The following is a 14,910-nucleotide window of genomic DNA, read 5'->3' on the forward strand; positions in this document are numbered from 1 at the left end:
AACACTTTTGCGGCGACCCTGCGTGGCAGCGCTCACCCGCGCCCGGGGCAGCCAGAACTGGAGAACGTCCATGCTCGAGAACGAGCCCGAGGGCGGCGAACGGACCGGTTCACAGCCGGCCGGCGAAACCGCCGAGCAGCACAACCCCGTCGACGGCGGGGCCGTCGCGAGCCGGGGCGCCGTCGGCGACCGGGGCCCGGAGCCCGCGGTCGAGGCCGGCGGCGAGGTCGCCGAACCCGCGCCGGCGCGGCGGACCCGGGTCACCCGTCGCCGGGCCGCCCCGCTGAACCAGCCGGAGCAGGCCGAGGCGCCGGTCGAGGCGCCCGCCGTGGGCACCGGTAGCGACGAGTCCCCGCAGGCGGAGGTGTTGGCGCCGGTCTCCGGTGACCTCGACACCGCCCCGAAGACCACGCGTCGCCGCCGCAAGGCGACGCCCGCGAAGGCCGCCGAGGAGCCGCTGGTCGCGGCGACGGCCGAGGAGGCCTCCCCGGAGGTCGTCCCGCCGGTCAAGGTCACCCGTACCCGGCGGAAGAAGGCCACCCCCGCGGTGGCCGAGCCGGCTGCGGAGGCGCCGGCCGGCGAGCTGCCGGCCGAGGCCGCCCCGCCGGCCCGCACGGCCGCGGCGGAGGAGCCGGTGACCGGCGGCGTGGCCGAGCCGGGCCGTGGCGCCGAGGCCCCGTCCGGCGAGGTGTCGCCCGGTGCCGCCGTGGCCGGCACCACCGAGCAGTTGAGCGAGCCCGCCGAGGCCGCCGAGCCGGAGCAGCCGCGTACCCGCCGGCGGCGGGCCACGCTCTCCGCGCCCACCGTGCTGTTCATGGCTCCGCAGCCGGAGTCGGTGCCGGTCGTGCAGGTCGAGCCCACCCCCGCCCCGGCCGTGGAGGAGCCGGCCGCCGAGGAGGCGGCCGAGCCGTCGCGCCGTCGGCGGCGCGGGCGCCGCGAGGTCGAGCCGGTGGAGCCGGCCGAGGCGGAGCAGGAGCTGACCGAGGAGGCCGAAGAGGCCGCCGAGGAGACGGACGAGGACGAGGACGACGAGAGCGCCGCTGCCCGGCGTCGGCGTCGGCGCGGCCGTCGTGGTCGCGGCCGGGGCAAGGGCGGTGCCGACGACTCCGAGGACGAGGAGTCCGAGGAGGCGGCGCAGGCCGAGGCGGAGACCGAGGCCGAGGCCGAGGGCGACGAGGAAGAGGAGACCGACGGGGACGGACTGACCCGCCGCCGCCGCCGTCGCCGCCGCCGGGGTGCCGGTGACGTCGAGGGGGGCGCGGACGACGGCGTTCCCACCGTGGTCAAGATCCGCGAGCCGCGCCGCACCGTGGACGAGGTGCAGGGCGTCTCGGGCTCGACCCGGCTGGAGGCCAAGCGCCAGCGCCGCCGGGACGGCCGGGAGCAGCGGCGCACCCGGCCGCCGATCCTCAGCGAGTCGGAGTTCCTGGCCCGCCGGGAGGCGGTCGACCGGGTGATGGCCGTCCGCCAGCGCGGCGACCGTACCCAGATCGCGGTCCTCGAGGACGGCGTGCTGGTCGAGCACTACGTGACCCGCAACTCCTCCGGGACGATGGCCGGCAACGTCTACCTGGGCAAGGTGCAGAACGTCCTGCCCAGCATGGAGGCGGCCTTCGTCGACGTCGGTCGAGGTCGCAACGCGGTGCTCTACGCCGGCGAGGTCAACTGGGACACCAGCGGGCTGGAGGGGCGGGCGCGCTCGATCGAGCAGGCGCTGAAGTCCGGCGACTCGGTGCTGGTGCAGGTCACCAAGGATCCGATCGGGCACAAGGGCGCTCGGCTGACCAGCCACATCGCGCTCTCCGGCCGGCACCTGGTCTACGTGCCGAACGGCAACGCCTCCGGGATCAGCCGCAAGCTGCCCGACACCGAGCGCAAGCGGCTGCGGGACGTGCTGAAGAAGCTGGTCCCGGACGGCGCGGGCGTGATCGTCCGGACGGCCGCCGAGGGCGCCAGCGAGGACGAGCTGGCCCGGGACGTCAAGCGGCTCCAGGCGCAGTGGGAGGACATCCAGGCCAAGGCGGCCGAGGGTGGTGCCCCGGTGCTGCTCTACGAGGAGCCCGACCTGGTGATCCGGGTGGTCCGGGACCTCTTCAACGAGGACTTCCGCGAGCTGGTGATCGAGGGCGAGCAGTCGTACGACATCGTCGAGTCGTACCTGTCGCACGTCTCGCCCGACCTGGTCGCCCGGCTGCGCCGGCACACCGGCACCACCGACGTCTTCGCCGAGTACCGGATCGACGAGCAGATCCTCAAGGGGCTGGACCGCAAGGTCTTCCTCCCCTCCGGCGGGTCGCTGGTGATCGACCGGACCGAGGCGATGACGGTCATCGACGTCAACACCGGCAAGTACACCGGCTCCGGGGGCAACCTGGAGGAGACGGTCACCCGCAACAACCTGGAGGCGGCCGAGGAGATCGTGCGTCAGCTGCGGCTGCGCGACCTCGGCGGCATCGTGGTGATCGACTTCATCGACATGGTCCTGGAGTCGAACCGGGAGCTGGTGCTGCGCCGGCTCACCGAGTGCCTCGGCCGGGACCGCACCAAGCACCAGGTCACCGAGATCACCTCGCTCGGCCTGGTGCAGATGACCCGTAAGCGGATCGGTGCCGGCCTGCTCGAGGCGTTCAGCGAGACCTGCGAGTGCTGCAAGGGCCGCGGCGTGATCATTCACACCGAGCCGGTGCCGGAGAAGCCGCGTACCGGTGGGGCCGCGGAGAAGGTCAAGGCGGTCGCCTCGGCGGTCACCACCCCGGCGGCCGAGCCGACCAGCGGGGCGTCGCGGCGCCGGGCGCGCAAGAGCGCGCCGGTGGAGCGCGCGACGGTCGAGATCAGCGCGCCGGACGTGGCCACCGACACCGAGGCCGACTACCACGACACGATGGGCTACGACCTGTCCCGCTACGCGGCGGACACCGAGGCCGCGCCCGCCGTCGCCGACAGCCAGCAGGGTGAGTCGGCCCGGCTGGCCGCGGCGGACGACCCGGACGCGCTCGGCGAGGACGCCGACGAGGCCGAGGGCACCGCGGGTCGTCGTCGGTCCCGCCGTGGTGGCGCCCGGCGGCGTACCCGTCCGTGAGGGTCTGACCAGGCAGGTGTTTGACAGGGCCCCGGCCCCGGCAATGTGACCGGGGACGGGGCCCTGTCCCGTACCCGAGCCACCCCGGACCGGATCCCGGTGGCCCGGCCGGATCCGGTCAAGGAGGAGAGAATGCGCCGCCTGCTCACCGTCACCGCGCTGACCGTCGGGCTCTCCTCGACCGCCGGGTGTGCGGGCGTCCGACCGGTCGACGCCCCGGCGACCACGGCCGGCAGCGCCCCGGCGGCCGGCGCGCCGACCACGGCCGGCAGCGCGCCGGCGGGCGCCGGGAACACCCCGGCGGTCTGCGCCGCCGCGCAGCAGGCCAGCGCCACCGGGATCCGGACGTACGTCGAGGAGTTGGGCAGGATGCTCGCGGCGGCCGGCGCGAACGACAGCACGGGGGCCGAGGCCGCCCGGCTGCGGGCCGAGGCGGCCCTCACCGGCTGGCGGAGCGCCCTGCGTGAGCAGGCGGCCCGGGCCACCGATCCGCAGCTGACGACGCTGCTCAGCGACATGGGCGCGGAGGTCGGCGCGATGGGCGCCGACGTCGACGCGGTCGACGAGACCGAGCTGGACCGCCTCCAGCAGCGCCTGGACCAGCTCTGCCCGCGCTGACCGGCCGGGTCGGTTTGGGTCGCGGGCCGGGCATGGCGTACGCTAACCTGCGGCGCACTTTGGTGTGCCGAGTTCCCGCGTGCCCGCGCCGCCGTGCCACTGCTACCCGGCGAGCCGCCGCGGGGACGACCGCCAGCAGCCTCAACGACAGGGAGTCCGCCTCCGATGTACGCGATCGTCAAGACCGGCGGCAAGCAGTACAAGGTCGCCGAGGGCGACGTGATCGAGGTCGAGAAGCTCACCGGTGCCCCCGGTGACGCGGTGAAGCTCACCGCGGTGCTCCTCGTCGACGGTGACGACCTGGTGACCGACGCGGCGAAGCTTGCCAAGGTCGCGGTGTCCGGCGAGATCGCCGCGCACACCAAGGGCCCGAAGATCAAGATCCACAAGTTCAAGAACAAGACCGGCTACCACAAGCGCCAGGGTCACCGCCAGCCGCTGACCCAGGTCAAGGTGACCGGCATCTCCAGCGGGAAGTAGGTCGTCCTCCAATGGCTCACAAAAAGGGTGCGTCCAGCTCGCGTAACGGCCGTGACTCCGCGGCCCAGCGGCTCGGCGTGAAGCGCTTCGGTGGTCAGGTCGTCAGCGCCGGCGAGATCATCGTCCGGCAGCGTGGCACCAAGTTCCACCCCGGTGACCTGGTCGGCCGTGGCGGCGACGACACGCTCTTCGCGCTGTCCGCCGGTTCGGTCCAGTTCGGCACCAAGCGTGGTCGCAAGACCGTCAGCATCGTGCCGCAGCAGTAACTCGAAGGCTTTGCGGGCCGCGGACCTCCGGGTCCCGGCCCGCTTCGCTTTTTCTCGCGCGGGGCGGTCCCCGCTGGAAGGATTGACGTCGTGACGACGTTCGTTGACCGGGTCGTCCTGCACATGCAGGCCGGCGACGGCGGGCACGGCTGTGTCTCGATCCACCGGGAGAAGTTCAAGCCCTTCGGCGGCCCGGACGGCGGAAACGGCGGGCACGGTGGCACCGTCTCGCTGGTCGTCGACCCGCAGGTGACCACGCTGCTGGACTTCCACTTCCGTCCGCACATGAAGGCCGAGAACGGCAAGGGTGGCGCCGGCTCGAACCGGGACGGCGCCAACGGCCACGACCTGGTCATCAAGGTGCCGAACGGCACCGTGGTGCAGACCCTCGACGGCACCGTCCTGGCCGACATGGTCGGCGCGGGCACCACCTTCGAGGCGGCCCGTGGCGGTCGGGGCGGTCGCGGCAACGCGTCGCTGGCCAACGCCCGGCGCAAGGCGCCCGGCTTCGCCGAACTCGGCGAGCCCGGCGACAAGCTGGACGTGGTGCTGGAGCTCAAGAGCGTCGCCGACGTCGGCCTGGTCGGCTTCCCGTCGGCCGGCAAGTCGTCGCTGATCTCGGTCATCTCCGCCGCCAAGCCGAAGATCGCCGACTACCCGTTCACCACCCTGGTGCCCAACCTCGGCGTGGTCCGGGTGGACAACCACACCTTCACCGTCGCCGACGTGCCTGGGCTGATCCCCGGCGCGGCCAGCGGCAAGGGTCTGGGCCTGGAGTTCCTCCGGCACATCGAGCGCTGCGCGGTGCTGGTGCACGTCATCGACACCGCGACGCTGGAGCTCGACCGGGACCCGCTGGCCGACATCGACACCATCGAGGCCGAGCTGAACGAGTACGGCGGTCTCGCCGACCGGCCCCGGCTGGTGGCGCTCAACAAGATCGACGTGCCGGACGGCCGGGACCTGGCCGAGATCGTCCGCCCCGACCTCGAGGCGCGCGGTTTCCGGGTGTTCGAGGTCTCCGCCGCCACCCGCGAGGGGCTCAAGGAGCTCATGTACGCGATGGCGGAGCTGGTGGATGCGGCCCGCGCGGCGACCCCGCCGGCCGAGCCGACCCGGATCGTGATCCGGCCGACCGCGGTGGACGACGCCGGGTTCACCATCGAGGCCGAGTCGGACGGCTCGTACACGGTGCGCGGCACCCGCCCGGAGCGCTGGGTCCGGCAGACGAACTTCGACAACGACGAGGCGGTCGGCTACCTGGCCGACCGGCTGGCCCGGCTGGGCGTCGAGGAGAAGCTGGCCAAGGCCGGCGCGCAGCCCGGCGACCTGGTCCGGATCGGCGAGCGCGAGTTCGACTGGCAGCCCACCCACTACGCCGACTTCGTCCCGCACATCCGGGGCGCCGACGTGCGGTTGGAGGAGAAGTCGAGCCGGGCCAACGCGGCCGAGCGGTTGGCCGCGCGCAAGGCCCGCCGCGTGCGTCCGGAGGACGAGATCGAGGCCGACGGGATCGGCGCTGATGTGGCGGACGACCTCGAGGACGCTGACTAGCCTCGTACCGTCCGTGATCGGGTCGTATCCCGGAAACCTGGGTGAAATCCACCCGGCATACCGTGGGGCGATGCTGATCGAGTCACGTCCCGCCACCGATCCGGAGATCGCCGCCCTGGTGACCGCCCAGCAGCGGGAGCTGCGGGAGGCCGACGGCGGGCTGGACGGGCAGGTCACCGTGACCCACGACGACATCCGCTATCTCGCGGTGGTGGTCAACGGGCGGGCGGTCGCCTGCGGCGGGCTCCAGGCGCTCGACGAGGGCACCGGTGAGATCAAGCGGATGTACGTGCGGCCGGCGTACCGGGGCCGGGGGATCGCCCGGCAGCTGCTGGCCGCGCTGGAGGAGCTGGCCTTCCAGCGCGGGCACGCGGTGCTCTGCCTGGAGACCGGGACGTACCTGCCGGCCGCGATCGGGCTCTACACCTCGTGCGGCTACGCGCGGATCCCGGTCTACGGCCCGTACGTGGACAACCCGTACAGCGTCTGCTTCGCCAAGCAGCTGCTGGTGCCGGCCTGACGGTCCGGCTCAGGCGCCGGTCTCGGCGTGGGCGACGGTGACCGGCTTCGACTCGGGCGAGGCGTGCTGGCGCAGGAAGATGCTCAGCACGACCAGGGTGCCCACCGCGAGGAACTCGCTCTGCCAGTTCTGCATGGACTGGAACCAGAAGTCGCTGGTGCCGAGGAACTGGAGCGCGCCGATCGGTGGCGCGCCACTCTGCAGCGCCTGCTCGGCGTTGTACTGCGCGGTGCCGCCCAGCAAATGCCCGACGAACGAGCCGGCGAAGATGAGCAGCAGCGCGAGGGAGAGGCTGTTCCGGTAGACGACCAAGGGCAGCCCGCCGACCCGCACCGGCCAGGGGGACTGGGGAGTGGCCCGGCGCTCGTCGTCCTCCGGCCGGTCGGTCTGGCCCTCCGGCTTCGACTCCGCCGACCCCCGCTGCACCAGGTACGCGGTGAGCAGGACGTAGCCACCCATCTGCAGGAACTCCGACTCCCAGTTCTCGAAGACCGCCTCGGCGAAGTGCCCGCTGGCCAGGTACGCCGGCCAACCGATCGGGGCGGCCCCGAACTCGGCCAGCTCCTCGTTGTGCGTCTGCCAGCCGAACACGCTCTGCAGCACCAGGAAGACGAAGAACGCGCCGAACATGGCGACGGCCAGTGCGTTGTCCCGCAACCAACGTGGCATCTCAATCCCTCCGCCCGGTGATCCGGCAACTCCGCGTTGCCCCGCTCGCGGGATTGGCAAACGCCGCACCGGCGGGTGGCCGGCCGGTCGGCGGGAGGGTCGCGCCCGAGGTCAGGGCCGGTTCGCGGCGGGTCGTGCCCGTGATCAGGGCCGGTCGGCGGGGATGTCCAGCCGGGTGCCGGTGCCGACCTGGTTCGACAGCAGCAGGCCGAGCGCGAGCATGCCGAACCCGAGCCCGAGGTGAAGCCAGTTGTCGGCGTTGTTGACCGGCAGGAAGTTGACCACGCTCTCCTTGTGGATCACGAACCCGTACAGCCAGATGCCGAGGTAGGCAGCGCCGCCGGCACCGAGGAAGACCCGGGAGCCCGCGACGGTGCGGGCCAGCACCAGGCCGAGCAGGCCGAAGAAGAGATGCACCGCGTTGTGCAGGATCGACACCTGGAACACGCCGAACAGCAGGGCCCCTGAGTGGTGCGTGGCGGGGCCCAACTCGTCGTAGCGGGTGGTGACACCCGGAACGAAGCCGAGCGCGCCGACCAGGAGGAAGACCCCGGCCACCGCCGCGGCGGCCAGCTGGACCCGAGGCTTCGGCCCCGCCGGTCGGCCACCGCGTGCGCCCCGTGCCATCGATGCCACCTCCGTGGATCTGTCCCGCCCGCCGGTCCTCCATTGTGAAGTCGCGGCCGACCGCGGCGCAGAGAAATGACGGAACAGGTATGGACGCGGCAACGGAGGGTAGGTGAATCCGCGGCGGCGGGGCGGCCCGGCGCCGATCCCCCAGTGCAACCGCGACGGAATTGCGAGCGGAAGGGAAATCATGACTCACGATCTGTCACCCACCTCTTCGACGTATGAGTCCACCAACGGCGGCGGCGTCCGCGAGCAGGCCCGCCAGGTCGGCTCGGAGGCCGCGCACGCCGGCGGCGCGGTCGCCGAGACTGCCAAGGAGCAGGGCAAGGAGGTCGGCCGCGAGGCCGCGCAGCAGGCGCGCAACCTCTACGGAGAGGCCCGCACCCAGCTCGCCGCCCAGACCGGCGAGCAGCAGCGTCGGGCCGCCGGTGGGCTCCGATCGCTGGCCGACGAGATGCGCACGATGGCCGAGCAGGGCGGCCAGGCCGGCCCGGTGAGTGAGCTGGCCCGGCAGGCCGCCGACCGGGTGCACGGCGTCGCCGGCTGGTTGGAGGCGCGCGAGCCCGGTGACCTGGTCACCGAGGTGCGCGACTACGCCCGGCGCAACCCGGGCACCTTCCTGGTCGGCGCGGCCGTGCTCGGTGTGCTCGCCGGCCGGCTGACCCGCAACATCTCCGCCGCCGGTAACGACTCAGGCCGGCAGGTCTACGACCGGTACGAGGACCCCGAGCGCACCGCCGTCATCCCGACCCCGCCGACCCAGCGCCAGGTCCCGGAGCAGGTGCCGCCGGGCGGCTACCTCGACCCGACCCCCGGCGCGTACGCCGACCCGCAGACCACCACCAGCTACGCGGACCCGGCCGGGGGCACTGGCCAGCCGCTGCCGCCGGTGACCCAGACCGACCCGCTGCCCGGTGTCCCGTCGAGCGGGACGGTGCGTCCGTGAGCGACCGAACCATCCGAAGGGAGGCGGCGGCATGAGCATGCCGACGCAGGGGTCCGGACTGGACTCCGGGCCCGCCACGGGCGCCCCGCACACCGCGGCGGAGGTCAAGGGAAGTTCCATCGGTGAGCTGATGCGTCAGGTCACCGGCGACCTGTCCACCCTCATGCGGCAGGAGGTGGAGCTGGCGAAGGCCGAGATCCGCCAGGAGGGGCGGAAGGCGGGCAAGGCCGCCGGTCTCTTCGGCGGCGCCGGCTTCGGCGGCTACATGGTGGCCCTCTTCCTCTCGCTGGCCCTCTGGGCCGGGCTGTCCAACGTGATGGACGCCGGCTGGGCGGGGCTGATCGTGGCCGTCATCTGGGCCGCGATCGCCGCGGTCCTCTACTCCATGGCCAAGAAGAACGCGCAGCGCGTACGCGGCCTCAAGCAGACCAACGACAGCGTGCAGCGGATCCCCGACGCGCTCAAGCCCCACCCGGAGGGAGTCACCCGATGAGCACCGATCCCGACCAGATCCGCCGGGAGATCGAAGCCACCCGAAACAGCCTCAGCTCCGATGTGGACGCGCTGGCGTACAAGGTCAGCCCGAGCCGCATCGTCGACGACCGTAAGCAGCGGGTCCGTACCGCGCTGCAGAATGTGAGGGACAAGGTCATGGGAACCGCGTCGGACCTCGGCCACGGCACCGGCCACGCCGCCCACTCGGTGGGCGACCGCGCCTCGTCGGCGGCGTCCAGCGTCAGCGACGCCGCGCACTCGGCGGCCTCCACCGTCGGCGACGCCGCGCAGCGTGCGCCGCAGGTCATCCGGCAGAAGTCGGAGGGCAACCCGCTCGCCGCCGGCCTGATCGCGTTCGGCGTCGGCTGGTTGGCCTCCTCGCTGATCCCGGCGACCCGCCGCGAGCAGCAGGTGGCGACGCAGATCAAGGAGAAGGCCGGCGAGCACAGCGGCGCGGTGAAGGAGAAGCTGACCGAGGTCGCCGGCGAGCTCCGGGACGAGCTGCGCGAGCCGGCGCAGCAGGCCACCCAGTCCGTGCAGGCGACCGCACGGGACGCGGTGCACGCGGTCAAGGACGACACCCGCTCGGCCGCGCAGGACGTCAAGGACCAGGCGCAGCAGGCCGCCGGCCGGTGAACTCCTGACCGATCTGGGTCAGCGCGTACCCGCCCCGTGATCGGGTAGCGAACCGCCCGACCCCGTTCCGGACCGAGGTCCCGCCGGGGTCGGGTGGGGAAGCGCCCGATCACGGGGCGGAGTGCGTCCGGATCGTTGTTTCGAGCGGTGGGTGCGGGGTAGCGCTGCCGGTACGGGCGTCCGGCCCGCCGTCAGGCGGTGCGCCGCACGTTCGTGATCAGGAAACCGCTGGGCGGCAGCGTCGGCAACCGGCGCAGGCTCACCGCCAGGTCCTGCGGCGGCACGTCGTAGCGCATGCAGCTGGTCAGGTTGGTCACCGCCCGCTTCATCAGCTCAATGGTGATCCACTCGCCGGCGCAGCGGTGCCCGGTGGTGTGCTCCCCGCCGCCCTGCGGGATCAGCCCGAACGGATCAGGCCGACCTCCGGCGTGCCGTTCCGGCCGGAACAGCTCCGGCTCCGGCCAGAGCGCCGGGTGGTGGTTGGTGCCGTAGAGGTCGAGCAGCACCCGCCGTCCCGGCGGGAAGTGGTAGCCCTGCCAGTCGAAGGAGCGCCGCACCCGGGCCGCGGCGACCGGAAAGAACGGGTAGTAGCGCCGGACCTCCTGCACGAACCAACCGGTGGTCTCGTCGTCGTCGCGGACCCGCTGTCGCCACGCCGGATGGTCGTGCAGGGCGAGCGCCGCGAAGACGATGAACCGGTCGACCGCGACGGTCGGCCGCAGCACGTTGAGCAGCTCGACCGCGGCGATCCGGCGCGGCAACGGCCGGCCCTGGGTGTCGTGGTGCTCGGCGATCACCCGCAGCGCGCTGCCGGCCGGCGCCGGCAGCGCGCCGGCCCGGACCCGGTCGACGAGGTCGGCCAGCCATCGTTCGCCGCGGCGGCGGGCCAGCAGCCCTCGCCAGTGCGTCGGCCCGATGGCCGCCGCGCTGGCGATCATCGCGTGCAGGTCGTCGGTGCGGCGCACGACCTGCCCCTCGGCCATCGGCACCCCGGCCCAGGCGCAGACCGCCCGCGTCAGCATCCGCCCCAACTCTCGGTAGAGCACCACCGGTCCGGCCCCCTCCCAGACCGGGACCCGGGCCCGCCACTCGTCGTCGAGGAGCTGGCCCAGGTGCCGCACGGCGGTCGGGGTCATCAGTGCCATCAGCATCGTCTTGCGGTCCCGGTGTGCCGCGCCGTCCAGGCCCTGCACCCCGCCGCGTCCGGTGAGCGTCCGCTGCACCCGCAGCGGCATCGCGCCAGCCCGCTGGAAGCGTTCCGGGTCGTAGAAGAGTTCGGCGGCGGGCCGGCCGCGCAGGCAGATGGTCCGTCTCAGCAGCAGCCGGGTCTGGAAGATGTCGCTGTCGTACCGGTTGCAGCGCGCGCCGATGAACCGGTAGCCGTCGCGGAGCAGCGCGAGGGTGCTCTCCGGGCTGCGGTCGGCCGGGATCGTCGCCATCGGGCCTCCTGAGGCGGGTGACGGCCGTCGCCGCCGGATCTTCCTGACCGCCGGACTACCCAGGTCAGGGCCCCTGAACCCCGCCGGCGGGCCGCTCGGGCCCGCGTCCGACCGCTGCGGAGGCGACGGCTGCCGGGTCGGTCGGGCAGGCGCGGGTGCGCGACCACGAGGTCCGGCCCGCCGGGCCAGCGCGGAGCGGGCCGGCGGGGGAGGGGCCAGCGGACCGGAGCGTCCGCTGGCCCCTCCCAGGGGCCCGGAAACCTGGTTGTCTGCGTGGAGCGGCCCCGCGCGGGCAGACGGCCGGAGGGTCGGCGCGGCGGGGCGGCACCACCGATCACGGGGAGGGACGAATGCGGGGCAACGGTTCGCCGTACTGGCGCAAGCGGGGGGCGGTCGGGGCGCTCGGCGTCGGGCCGGGTGGGGCGGACGCCCCGCTGATCGCGCCGCCTCGGCGGTCCATCCGACCGCCGCGTCATTTCACCGTGCACCTGGGCTTCACGGCGGCCGGCGCGGCCGACGCCCGGGAGCTGGCGGTCGGCTACGCCGAGGCGCTGAGCCTGCTCCGCCCCGAGCTGGCGCTCGGCGCGGCCGCCCTGTCACCCGCCGACGCCTGGCACCGGGCCGAGCGGCTCTTCTGCGGCGCGGTCGGCCCCGACGGGGAGCGCTGCGCCGACGTCGCCGGCCACCCTGGCTTCCACCACGCCCCCGGTCCGGGCGGCCTGGGCTGGGGCGGCGGCGACTCGTGACGCCGGCCGGCTCAGTCCAGGTCGAACTCGCCGTCCTGGGCGCCCGCGACGAAGGCGTCCCACTCGGCCTGGGTGAAGACCAGCACCGGCCCGTCCGGCTCGGCCGAGTTGCGCATGCCGATCAGGTCGTCGACGAAGGCGACCTCCACGGCGCTGTCGGAGGTGTCGCCGTCGGCCCGCTGCCAGACCGCCCGGGACAGGTCGAAGTCGCCCTTGGGGTGCACAGACATGTGTTTCCTCCAGTGCCACGCGTCGCGGGGGGAACGTCTCCGGATCCCCATCGGGCAGGATAAGCGGATGCCGAGCCTGACCCGTGTAGAGGCGACCGCGCGTGGCGCGTCGATTACCGTCGAGTCCTACCAGGTGGACCTCGACCTGACCGGCGGCGGCGAGCGGTTCCACTCGCACGTCACGATCCGGTTCCGGGCCAACCCCGGCACCGCGACCTTCGCCGAGGTCAAACCCGCCAAACTGCTGGCGGTACGGCTCAACGGCGCCGACCTCGACCCCGACGCGCTGGACGACAACCGGCTGCCGCTGACCGGCCTGCGCGCCGAGAACACGCTCGTCGTCGAGGCCGAGATGGCCTACTCCAACACCGGCGAGGGGATGCACCGCTTCGTCGACCCGGCCGACGGCGAGACCTACCTCTACGCCATGTCCTTCCTCGACGACGTGCAGCGCATCTTCGCCGCCTTCGACCAGCCCGACCTCAAGGCGTCGGTCACCCTCGCGGTCACCGCCCCGCCGGAGTGGACGGTCGCCAGCAACGCCGAGGTGGCCGCCACCCCCGCGCCCGGCCGCTGGGAGTTCGCCCCGACCGCGCCGCTGGCCACCTACTTCTTCTCGCTGATCGCCGGGCCCTACCACGTCCGCCGCGACGAGCACGACGGGATCCCGCTGGGCATCTACTGCCGCCGTTCCCTCGCCGAGCACCTGGACGCCGACGCCGAGGAGATCTTCACGGTCACCAGACAGTGCCTGGACCGGTTCCACCAGCTCTTCACCGAGCGCTACCCGTTCGGCAAGTACGACCAGGCGTTCGTGCCGGAGTTCAACGCCGGCGCCATGGAGAATCCGGGTCTCGTGACGTTCCGCGACGACTACGTGTTCCGTTCGGCGGTGACCGACAGCCAGCGGGAGCTGCGGGCCAGCACCATCGCCCACGAGATGGCGCACATGTGGTTCGGCGACCTGGTCACCATGCGCTGGTGGGACGACCTGTGGCTGAACGAGTCGTTCGCCGAGTACCTGGGCACCCGGGTGACCGCCGAGGCGACCCGGTTCGACCAGGCCTGGACGACCTTCGCCATGCGCCGCAAGGCCTGGGGCTACGCCGCCGACCAGCGCCCCTCCACCCACCCGGTCGCCCCGCAGGAGGTGGCCGACGCCGCCCAGGGCCTGCTCAACTTCGACGGCATCTCCTACGCCAAGGGCGCCAGCGTGCTGCGGCAGCTGGTCGCCTGGCTCGGCGACGAGGCGTTCCTCGCCGGCCTCAACGCGCATTTCGCGGCGCACCGCTTCGGCAACGCCACCCTCGACGACCTGCTGGCCAGCCTCTCCACCGCCAGCGGCCGGGACCTCTCCGACTGGGCCGAGCGCTGGCTGCGCCGGGCACAGGTCAACACGTTGCGCGCCGAGGTCACGGTTGACGCCGACGGCCGCTACAGCGAGGTGGCCGTGGTGCAGACCGCTTCCGAGTCGCATCCGGTGCTGCGCCCACACCGGATCGGCGTGGGCCGCTACGCCGTCGACGGCACGCGCGACCGGGCCGAGGTCGATCTCGACCCGAGCGCCGACGGCGGCCGCACGGTTCTCCACGAGCTGACCGGCGCGCCGGCCGCCCGGCTGCTGCTGCCCAACGACGGTGACCTGACCTTCGCCAAGGTGCGCCTCGACCCGGCGTCGGCCGACGCCGTACCGCTGGTGCTGCCCGGCCTGGCCGACCCGTTGGCCCGGGCGCTGCTCTGGGGCGAGGCCCTGGACGCGGCCACGGACGGCGAGCGACCGGTCGCCGGCGTGGTCGCGCTGATCGCCGCCGCGCTGCCCGCGGAGACCGAGGTGATCATCACCGAGGACGTGCTCACCCTGAGCCGGTCGCTGGTCGACCGCTACCTCGATCCGGCCACCCGGGAGGCGGCGCTGGCCCGGATCAGCGACGCCTGCGCCCGGCTGCTCGCCGACGCCGCGCCCGGCGAGTCGTTGCAGCTCGCCGCCGCCCGAGGGCTGATCGCGGCCAGCGTCGACGCCGACCTGCTGACCGGTTGGCTGGCCGGCCGTGGGGTGCCCGCCGGGCTGGCCGTCGACGCCGAGCTGCGCTGGGCGGTGCTGCGCCGGCTGGTGGTGCTCGGCGCCGCCGGCGAGGCCGAGATCGCCGCCGAGGCGGCGGCGGACCCGAGCGCGGCCGGTGCCGAACGGGCCGCCCGCTGCCGCGCGGCACTGCCCGACGCCGCCGCGAAGGAGGCGGCCTGGGAGATCATCGTCAGCAACACCGAGCTCTCCAACCGGCTGGTCGAGGCGACCGCGGAGGGCTTCTGGCAGCCCGAGCAGGCGGAGCTGACCGCGGCTTACGTCGAGCGTTACTTCGCCGAGATGCCCGCCGTGGCGCGGCTGCGTACCCCGTGGACCGCCGACCGGGTGGCCAGCCTGGCCTTCCCCCGCTACGCCGTTGCGCAGCCGACCCGGGAGGCGGCCGTGGCGCTGCTGGCCCGCGACGACCTGACGCCCGGCCTGCGCCGGGTGGTCACCGACGCCGACGACGACCTGCGGCGGGCGCTCATCGCCCGCACCGCGGTCGCCGCCGCGGCGGCCTGACCCAACCGCCGGCGCGCG

The 14,910-nt window shown here is 73.6% G+C and carries 15 protein-coding genes; 11 read left to right on the top strand and 4 right to left on the bottom strand.

Going from position 1 to position 14,910, the window contains the following annotated elements; all coding sequences use genetic code 11:
- The first annotated feature begins 70 nt into the window (after positions 1–70).
- The 6 genes from AB0C04_RS06250 (at position 71) to AB0C04_RS06275 (ending at position 6,517) form a co-directional block, all read left to right on the top strand.
- On the top strand, positions 71–3,079 hold the full coding sequence (locus AB0C04_RS06250; protein WP_357049219.1) for an Rne/Rng family ribonuclease: 3,009 nt from the start codon (positions 71–73) through the stop codon (positions 3,077–3,079).
- 132 nt (positions 3,080–3,211) lie between these two features.
- A complete protein-coding gene (locus AB0C04_RS06255; RefSeq protein ID WP_357049222.1) occupies positions 3,212–3,697 on the top strand; it encodes a hypothetical protein in 486 nt (161 codons plus the stop codon).
- Between the two features lie 165 nt (positions 3,698–3,862).
- A complete protein-coding gene (rplU, locus tag AB0C04_RS06260; RefSeq protein ID WP_250797382.1) occupies positions 3,863–4,177 on the top strand; it encodes a 50S ribosomal protein L21 in 315 nt (104 codons plus the stop codon).
- A gap of 11 nt (positions 4,178–4,188) precedes the next feature.
- The gene (rpmA, locus tag AB0C04_RS06265; protein WP_350873956.1) at positions 4,189–4,443 is read left to right on the top strand and encodes a 50S ribosomal protein L27; all 255 of its coding nucleotides are present in this window, start codon (positions 4,189–4,191) and stop codon (positions 4,441–4,443) included.
- A 90-nt stretch (positions 4,444–4,533) separates the two neighbouring features.
- Positions 4,534–5,997, top strand: coding sequence for a GTPase ObgE (gene obgE / locus AB0C04_RS06270; protein WP_357049226.1), 1,464 nt, complete (start codon positions 4,534–4,536; stop codon positions 5,995–5,997).
- Between the two features lie 70 nt (positions 5,998–6,067).
- Positions 6,068–6,517: a GNAT family N-acetyltransferase gene (locus tag AB0C04_RS06275; RefSeq protein ID WP_350873959.1), complete on the top strand. Its 450-nt coding sequence runs from the start codon at positions 6,068–6,070 to the stop codon at positions 6,515–6,517.
- A gap of 9 nt (positions 6,518–6,526) precedes the next feature.
- Here AB0C04_RS06275 and AB0C04_RS06280 read toward each other — a convergent pair whose 3' ends face one another.
- Both AB0C04_RS06280 and AB0C04_RS06285 read right to left on the bottom strand, forming a co-directional pair.
- Positions 6,527–7,186, bottom strand: a complete 660-nt coding sequence (locus AB0C04_RS06280) for a DUF6766 family protein (protein ID WP_357049230.1) — start codon at positions 7,184–7,186, stop codon at positions 6,527–6,529.
- A gap of 144 nt (positions 7,187–7,330) precedes the next feature.
- Positions 7,331–7,813, bottom strand: coding sequence for a DUF4383 domain-containing protein (locus AB0C04_RS06285; RefSeq protein ID WP_357049233.1), 483 nt, complete (start codon positions 7,811–7,813; stop codon positions 7,331–7,333).
- Positions 7,814–8,003: 190 nt separating this feature from the next.
- On the opposite strand from AB0C04_RS06285, the gene AB0C04_RS06290 reads away from it, so the two are divergent.
- The 3 genes from AB0C04_RS06290 to AB0C04_RS06300 are packed head-to-tail and all read left to right on the top strand — an operon-like array spanning position 8,004 to position 9,893.
- Positions 8,004–8,762 (top strand): hypothetical protein, encoded by a 759-nt coding sequence (locus AB0C04_RS06290; protein WP_357049236.1) that lies wholly within the window; start codon positions 8,004–8,006, stop codon positions 8,760–8,762.
- A 31-nt stretch (positions 8,763–8,793) separates the two neighbouring features.
- The gene (locus AB0C04_RS06295) at positions 8,794–9,255 is read left to right on the top strand and encodes a phage holin family protein (RefSeq protein ID WP_357049239.1); all 462 of its coding nucleotides are present in this window, start codon (positions 8,794–8,796) and stop codon (positions 9,253–9,255) included.
- Complete coding sequence (locus AB0C04_RS06300) at positions 9,252–9,893, top strand: DUF3618 domain-containing protein (RefSeq protein WP_357049242.1); 642 nt, start codon at positions 9,252–9,254, stop codon at positions 9,891–9,893. The genes AB0C04_RS06295 and AB0C04_RS06300 overlap by 4 nt, the downstream gene beginning before the upstream one ends.
- A gap of 191 nt (positions 9,894–10,084) precedes the next feature.
- Here the strand turns inward: AB0C04_RS06300 and AB0C04_RS06305 are convergent, their stop codons facing one another.
- On the bottom strand, positions 10,085–11,332 hold the full coding sequence (locus AB0C04_RS06305) for a cytochrome P450 (protein WP_357049245.1): 1,248 nt from the start codon (positions 11,330–11,332) through the stop codon (positions 10,085–10,087).
- A gap of 350 nt (positions 11,333–11,682) precedes the next feature.
- Here AB0C04_RS06305 and AB0C04_RS06310 point away from each other — a divergent pair, with 350 nt between their 5' ends.
- Entirely contained in the window at positions 11,683–12,078 is a 396-nt protein-coding gene (locus AB0C04_RS06310; RefSeq protein WP_357049248.1) for a hypothetical protein, read from the top strand.
- An 11-nt stretch (positions 12,079–12,089) separates the two neighbouring features.
- On the opposite strand, the gene AB0C04_RS06315 is transcribed toward AB0C04_RS06310, so the two are convergent.
- Positions 12,090–12,308, bottom strand: coding sequence for a DUF397 domain-containing protein (locus tag AB0C04_RS06315; protein ID WP_357049251.1), 219 nt, complete (start codon positions 12,306–12,308; stop codon positions 12,090–12,092).
- A 67-nt stretch (positions 12,309–12,375) separates the two neighbouring features.
- Between AB0C04_RS06315 and pepN the strand changes: the two genes are divergently transcribed.
- The gene (pepN, locus tag AB0C04_RS06320) at positions 12,376–14,892 is read left to right on the top strand and encodes an aminopeptidase N (RefSeq protein ID WP_357049254.1); all 2,517 of its coding nucleotides are present in this window, start codon (positions 12,376–12,378) and stop codon (positions 14,890–14,892) included.
- The last annotated feature ends 18 nt before the right edge of the window (positions 14,893–14,910 follow it).

It is taken from the genome of Micromonospora sp. NPDC048909 (genome assembly GCF_040649635.1).
In the GTDB taxonomy this organism is placed as follows: Bacteria; Actinomycetota; Actinomycetes; order Mycobacteriales; family Micromonosporaceae; genus Micromonospora.

Bases quoted from the DNA above. Each gene is read 5' to 3' on its own strand.
- AB0C04_RS06310 (WP_357049248.1), top strand. From the start codon at position 11,683: ATGCGGGGCAACGGTTCGCCGTACTGGCGCAAGCGGGGGGCGGTCGGG.
- pepN (WP_357049254.1), top strand. From the start codon at position 12,376: ATGCCGAGCCTGACCCGTGTAGAGGCGACCGCGCGTGGCGCGTCGATT.
- rpmA (WP_350873956.1), top strand. From the start codon at position 4,189: ATGGCTCACAAAAAGGGTGCGTCCAGCTCGCGTAACGGCCGTGACTCC.
- rplU (WP_250797382.1), top strand. From the start codon at position 3,863: ATGTACGCGATCGTCAAGACCGGCGGCAAGCAGTACAAGGTCGCCGAG.
- AB0C04_RS06275 (WP_350873959.1), top strand. From the start codon at position 6,068: ATGCTGATCGAGTCACGTCCCGCCACCGATCCGGAGATCGCCGCCCTG.
- AB0C04_RS06295 (WP_357049239.1), top strand. From the start codon at position 8,794: ATGAGCATGCCGACGCAGGGGTCCGGACTGGACTCCGGGCCCGCCACG.
- AB0C04_RS06280 (WP_357049230.1), bottom strand. From the start codon at position 7,186: ATGCCACGTTGGTTGCGGGACAACGCACTGGCCGTCGCCATGTTCGGC.
- AB0C04_RS06305 (WP_357049245.1), bottom strand. From the start codon at position 11,332: ATGGCGACGATCCCGGCCGACCGCAGCCCGGAGAGCACCCTCGCGCTG.
- AB0C04_RS06300 (WP_357049242.1), top strand. From the start codon at position 9,252: ATGAGCACCGATCCCGACCAGATCCGCCGGGAGATCGAAGCCACCCGA.
- AB0C04_RS06315 (WP_357049251.1), bottom strand. From the start codon at position 12,308: ATGTCTGTGCACCCCAAGGGCGACTTCGACCTGTCCCGGGCGGTCTGG.
- AB0C04_RS06285 (WP_357049233.1), bottom strand. From the start codon at position 7,813: ATGGCACGGGGCGCACGCGGTGGCCGACCGGCGGGGCCGAAGCCTCGG.
- AB0C04_RS06255 (WP_357049222.1), top strand. From the start codon at position 3,212: ATGCGCCGCCTGCTCACCGTCACCGCGCTGACCGTCGGGCTCTCCTCG.
- AB0C04_RS06250 (WP_357049219.1), top strand. From the start codon at position 71: ATGCTCGAGAACGAGCCCGAGGGCGGCGAACGGACCGGTTCACAGCCG.
- AB0C04_RS06290 (WP_357049236.1), top strand. From the start codon at position 8,004: ATGACTCACGATCTGTCACCCACCTCTTCGACGTATGAGTCCACCAAC.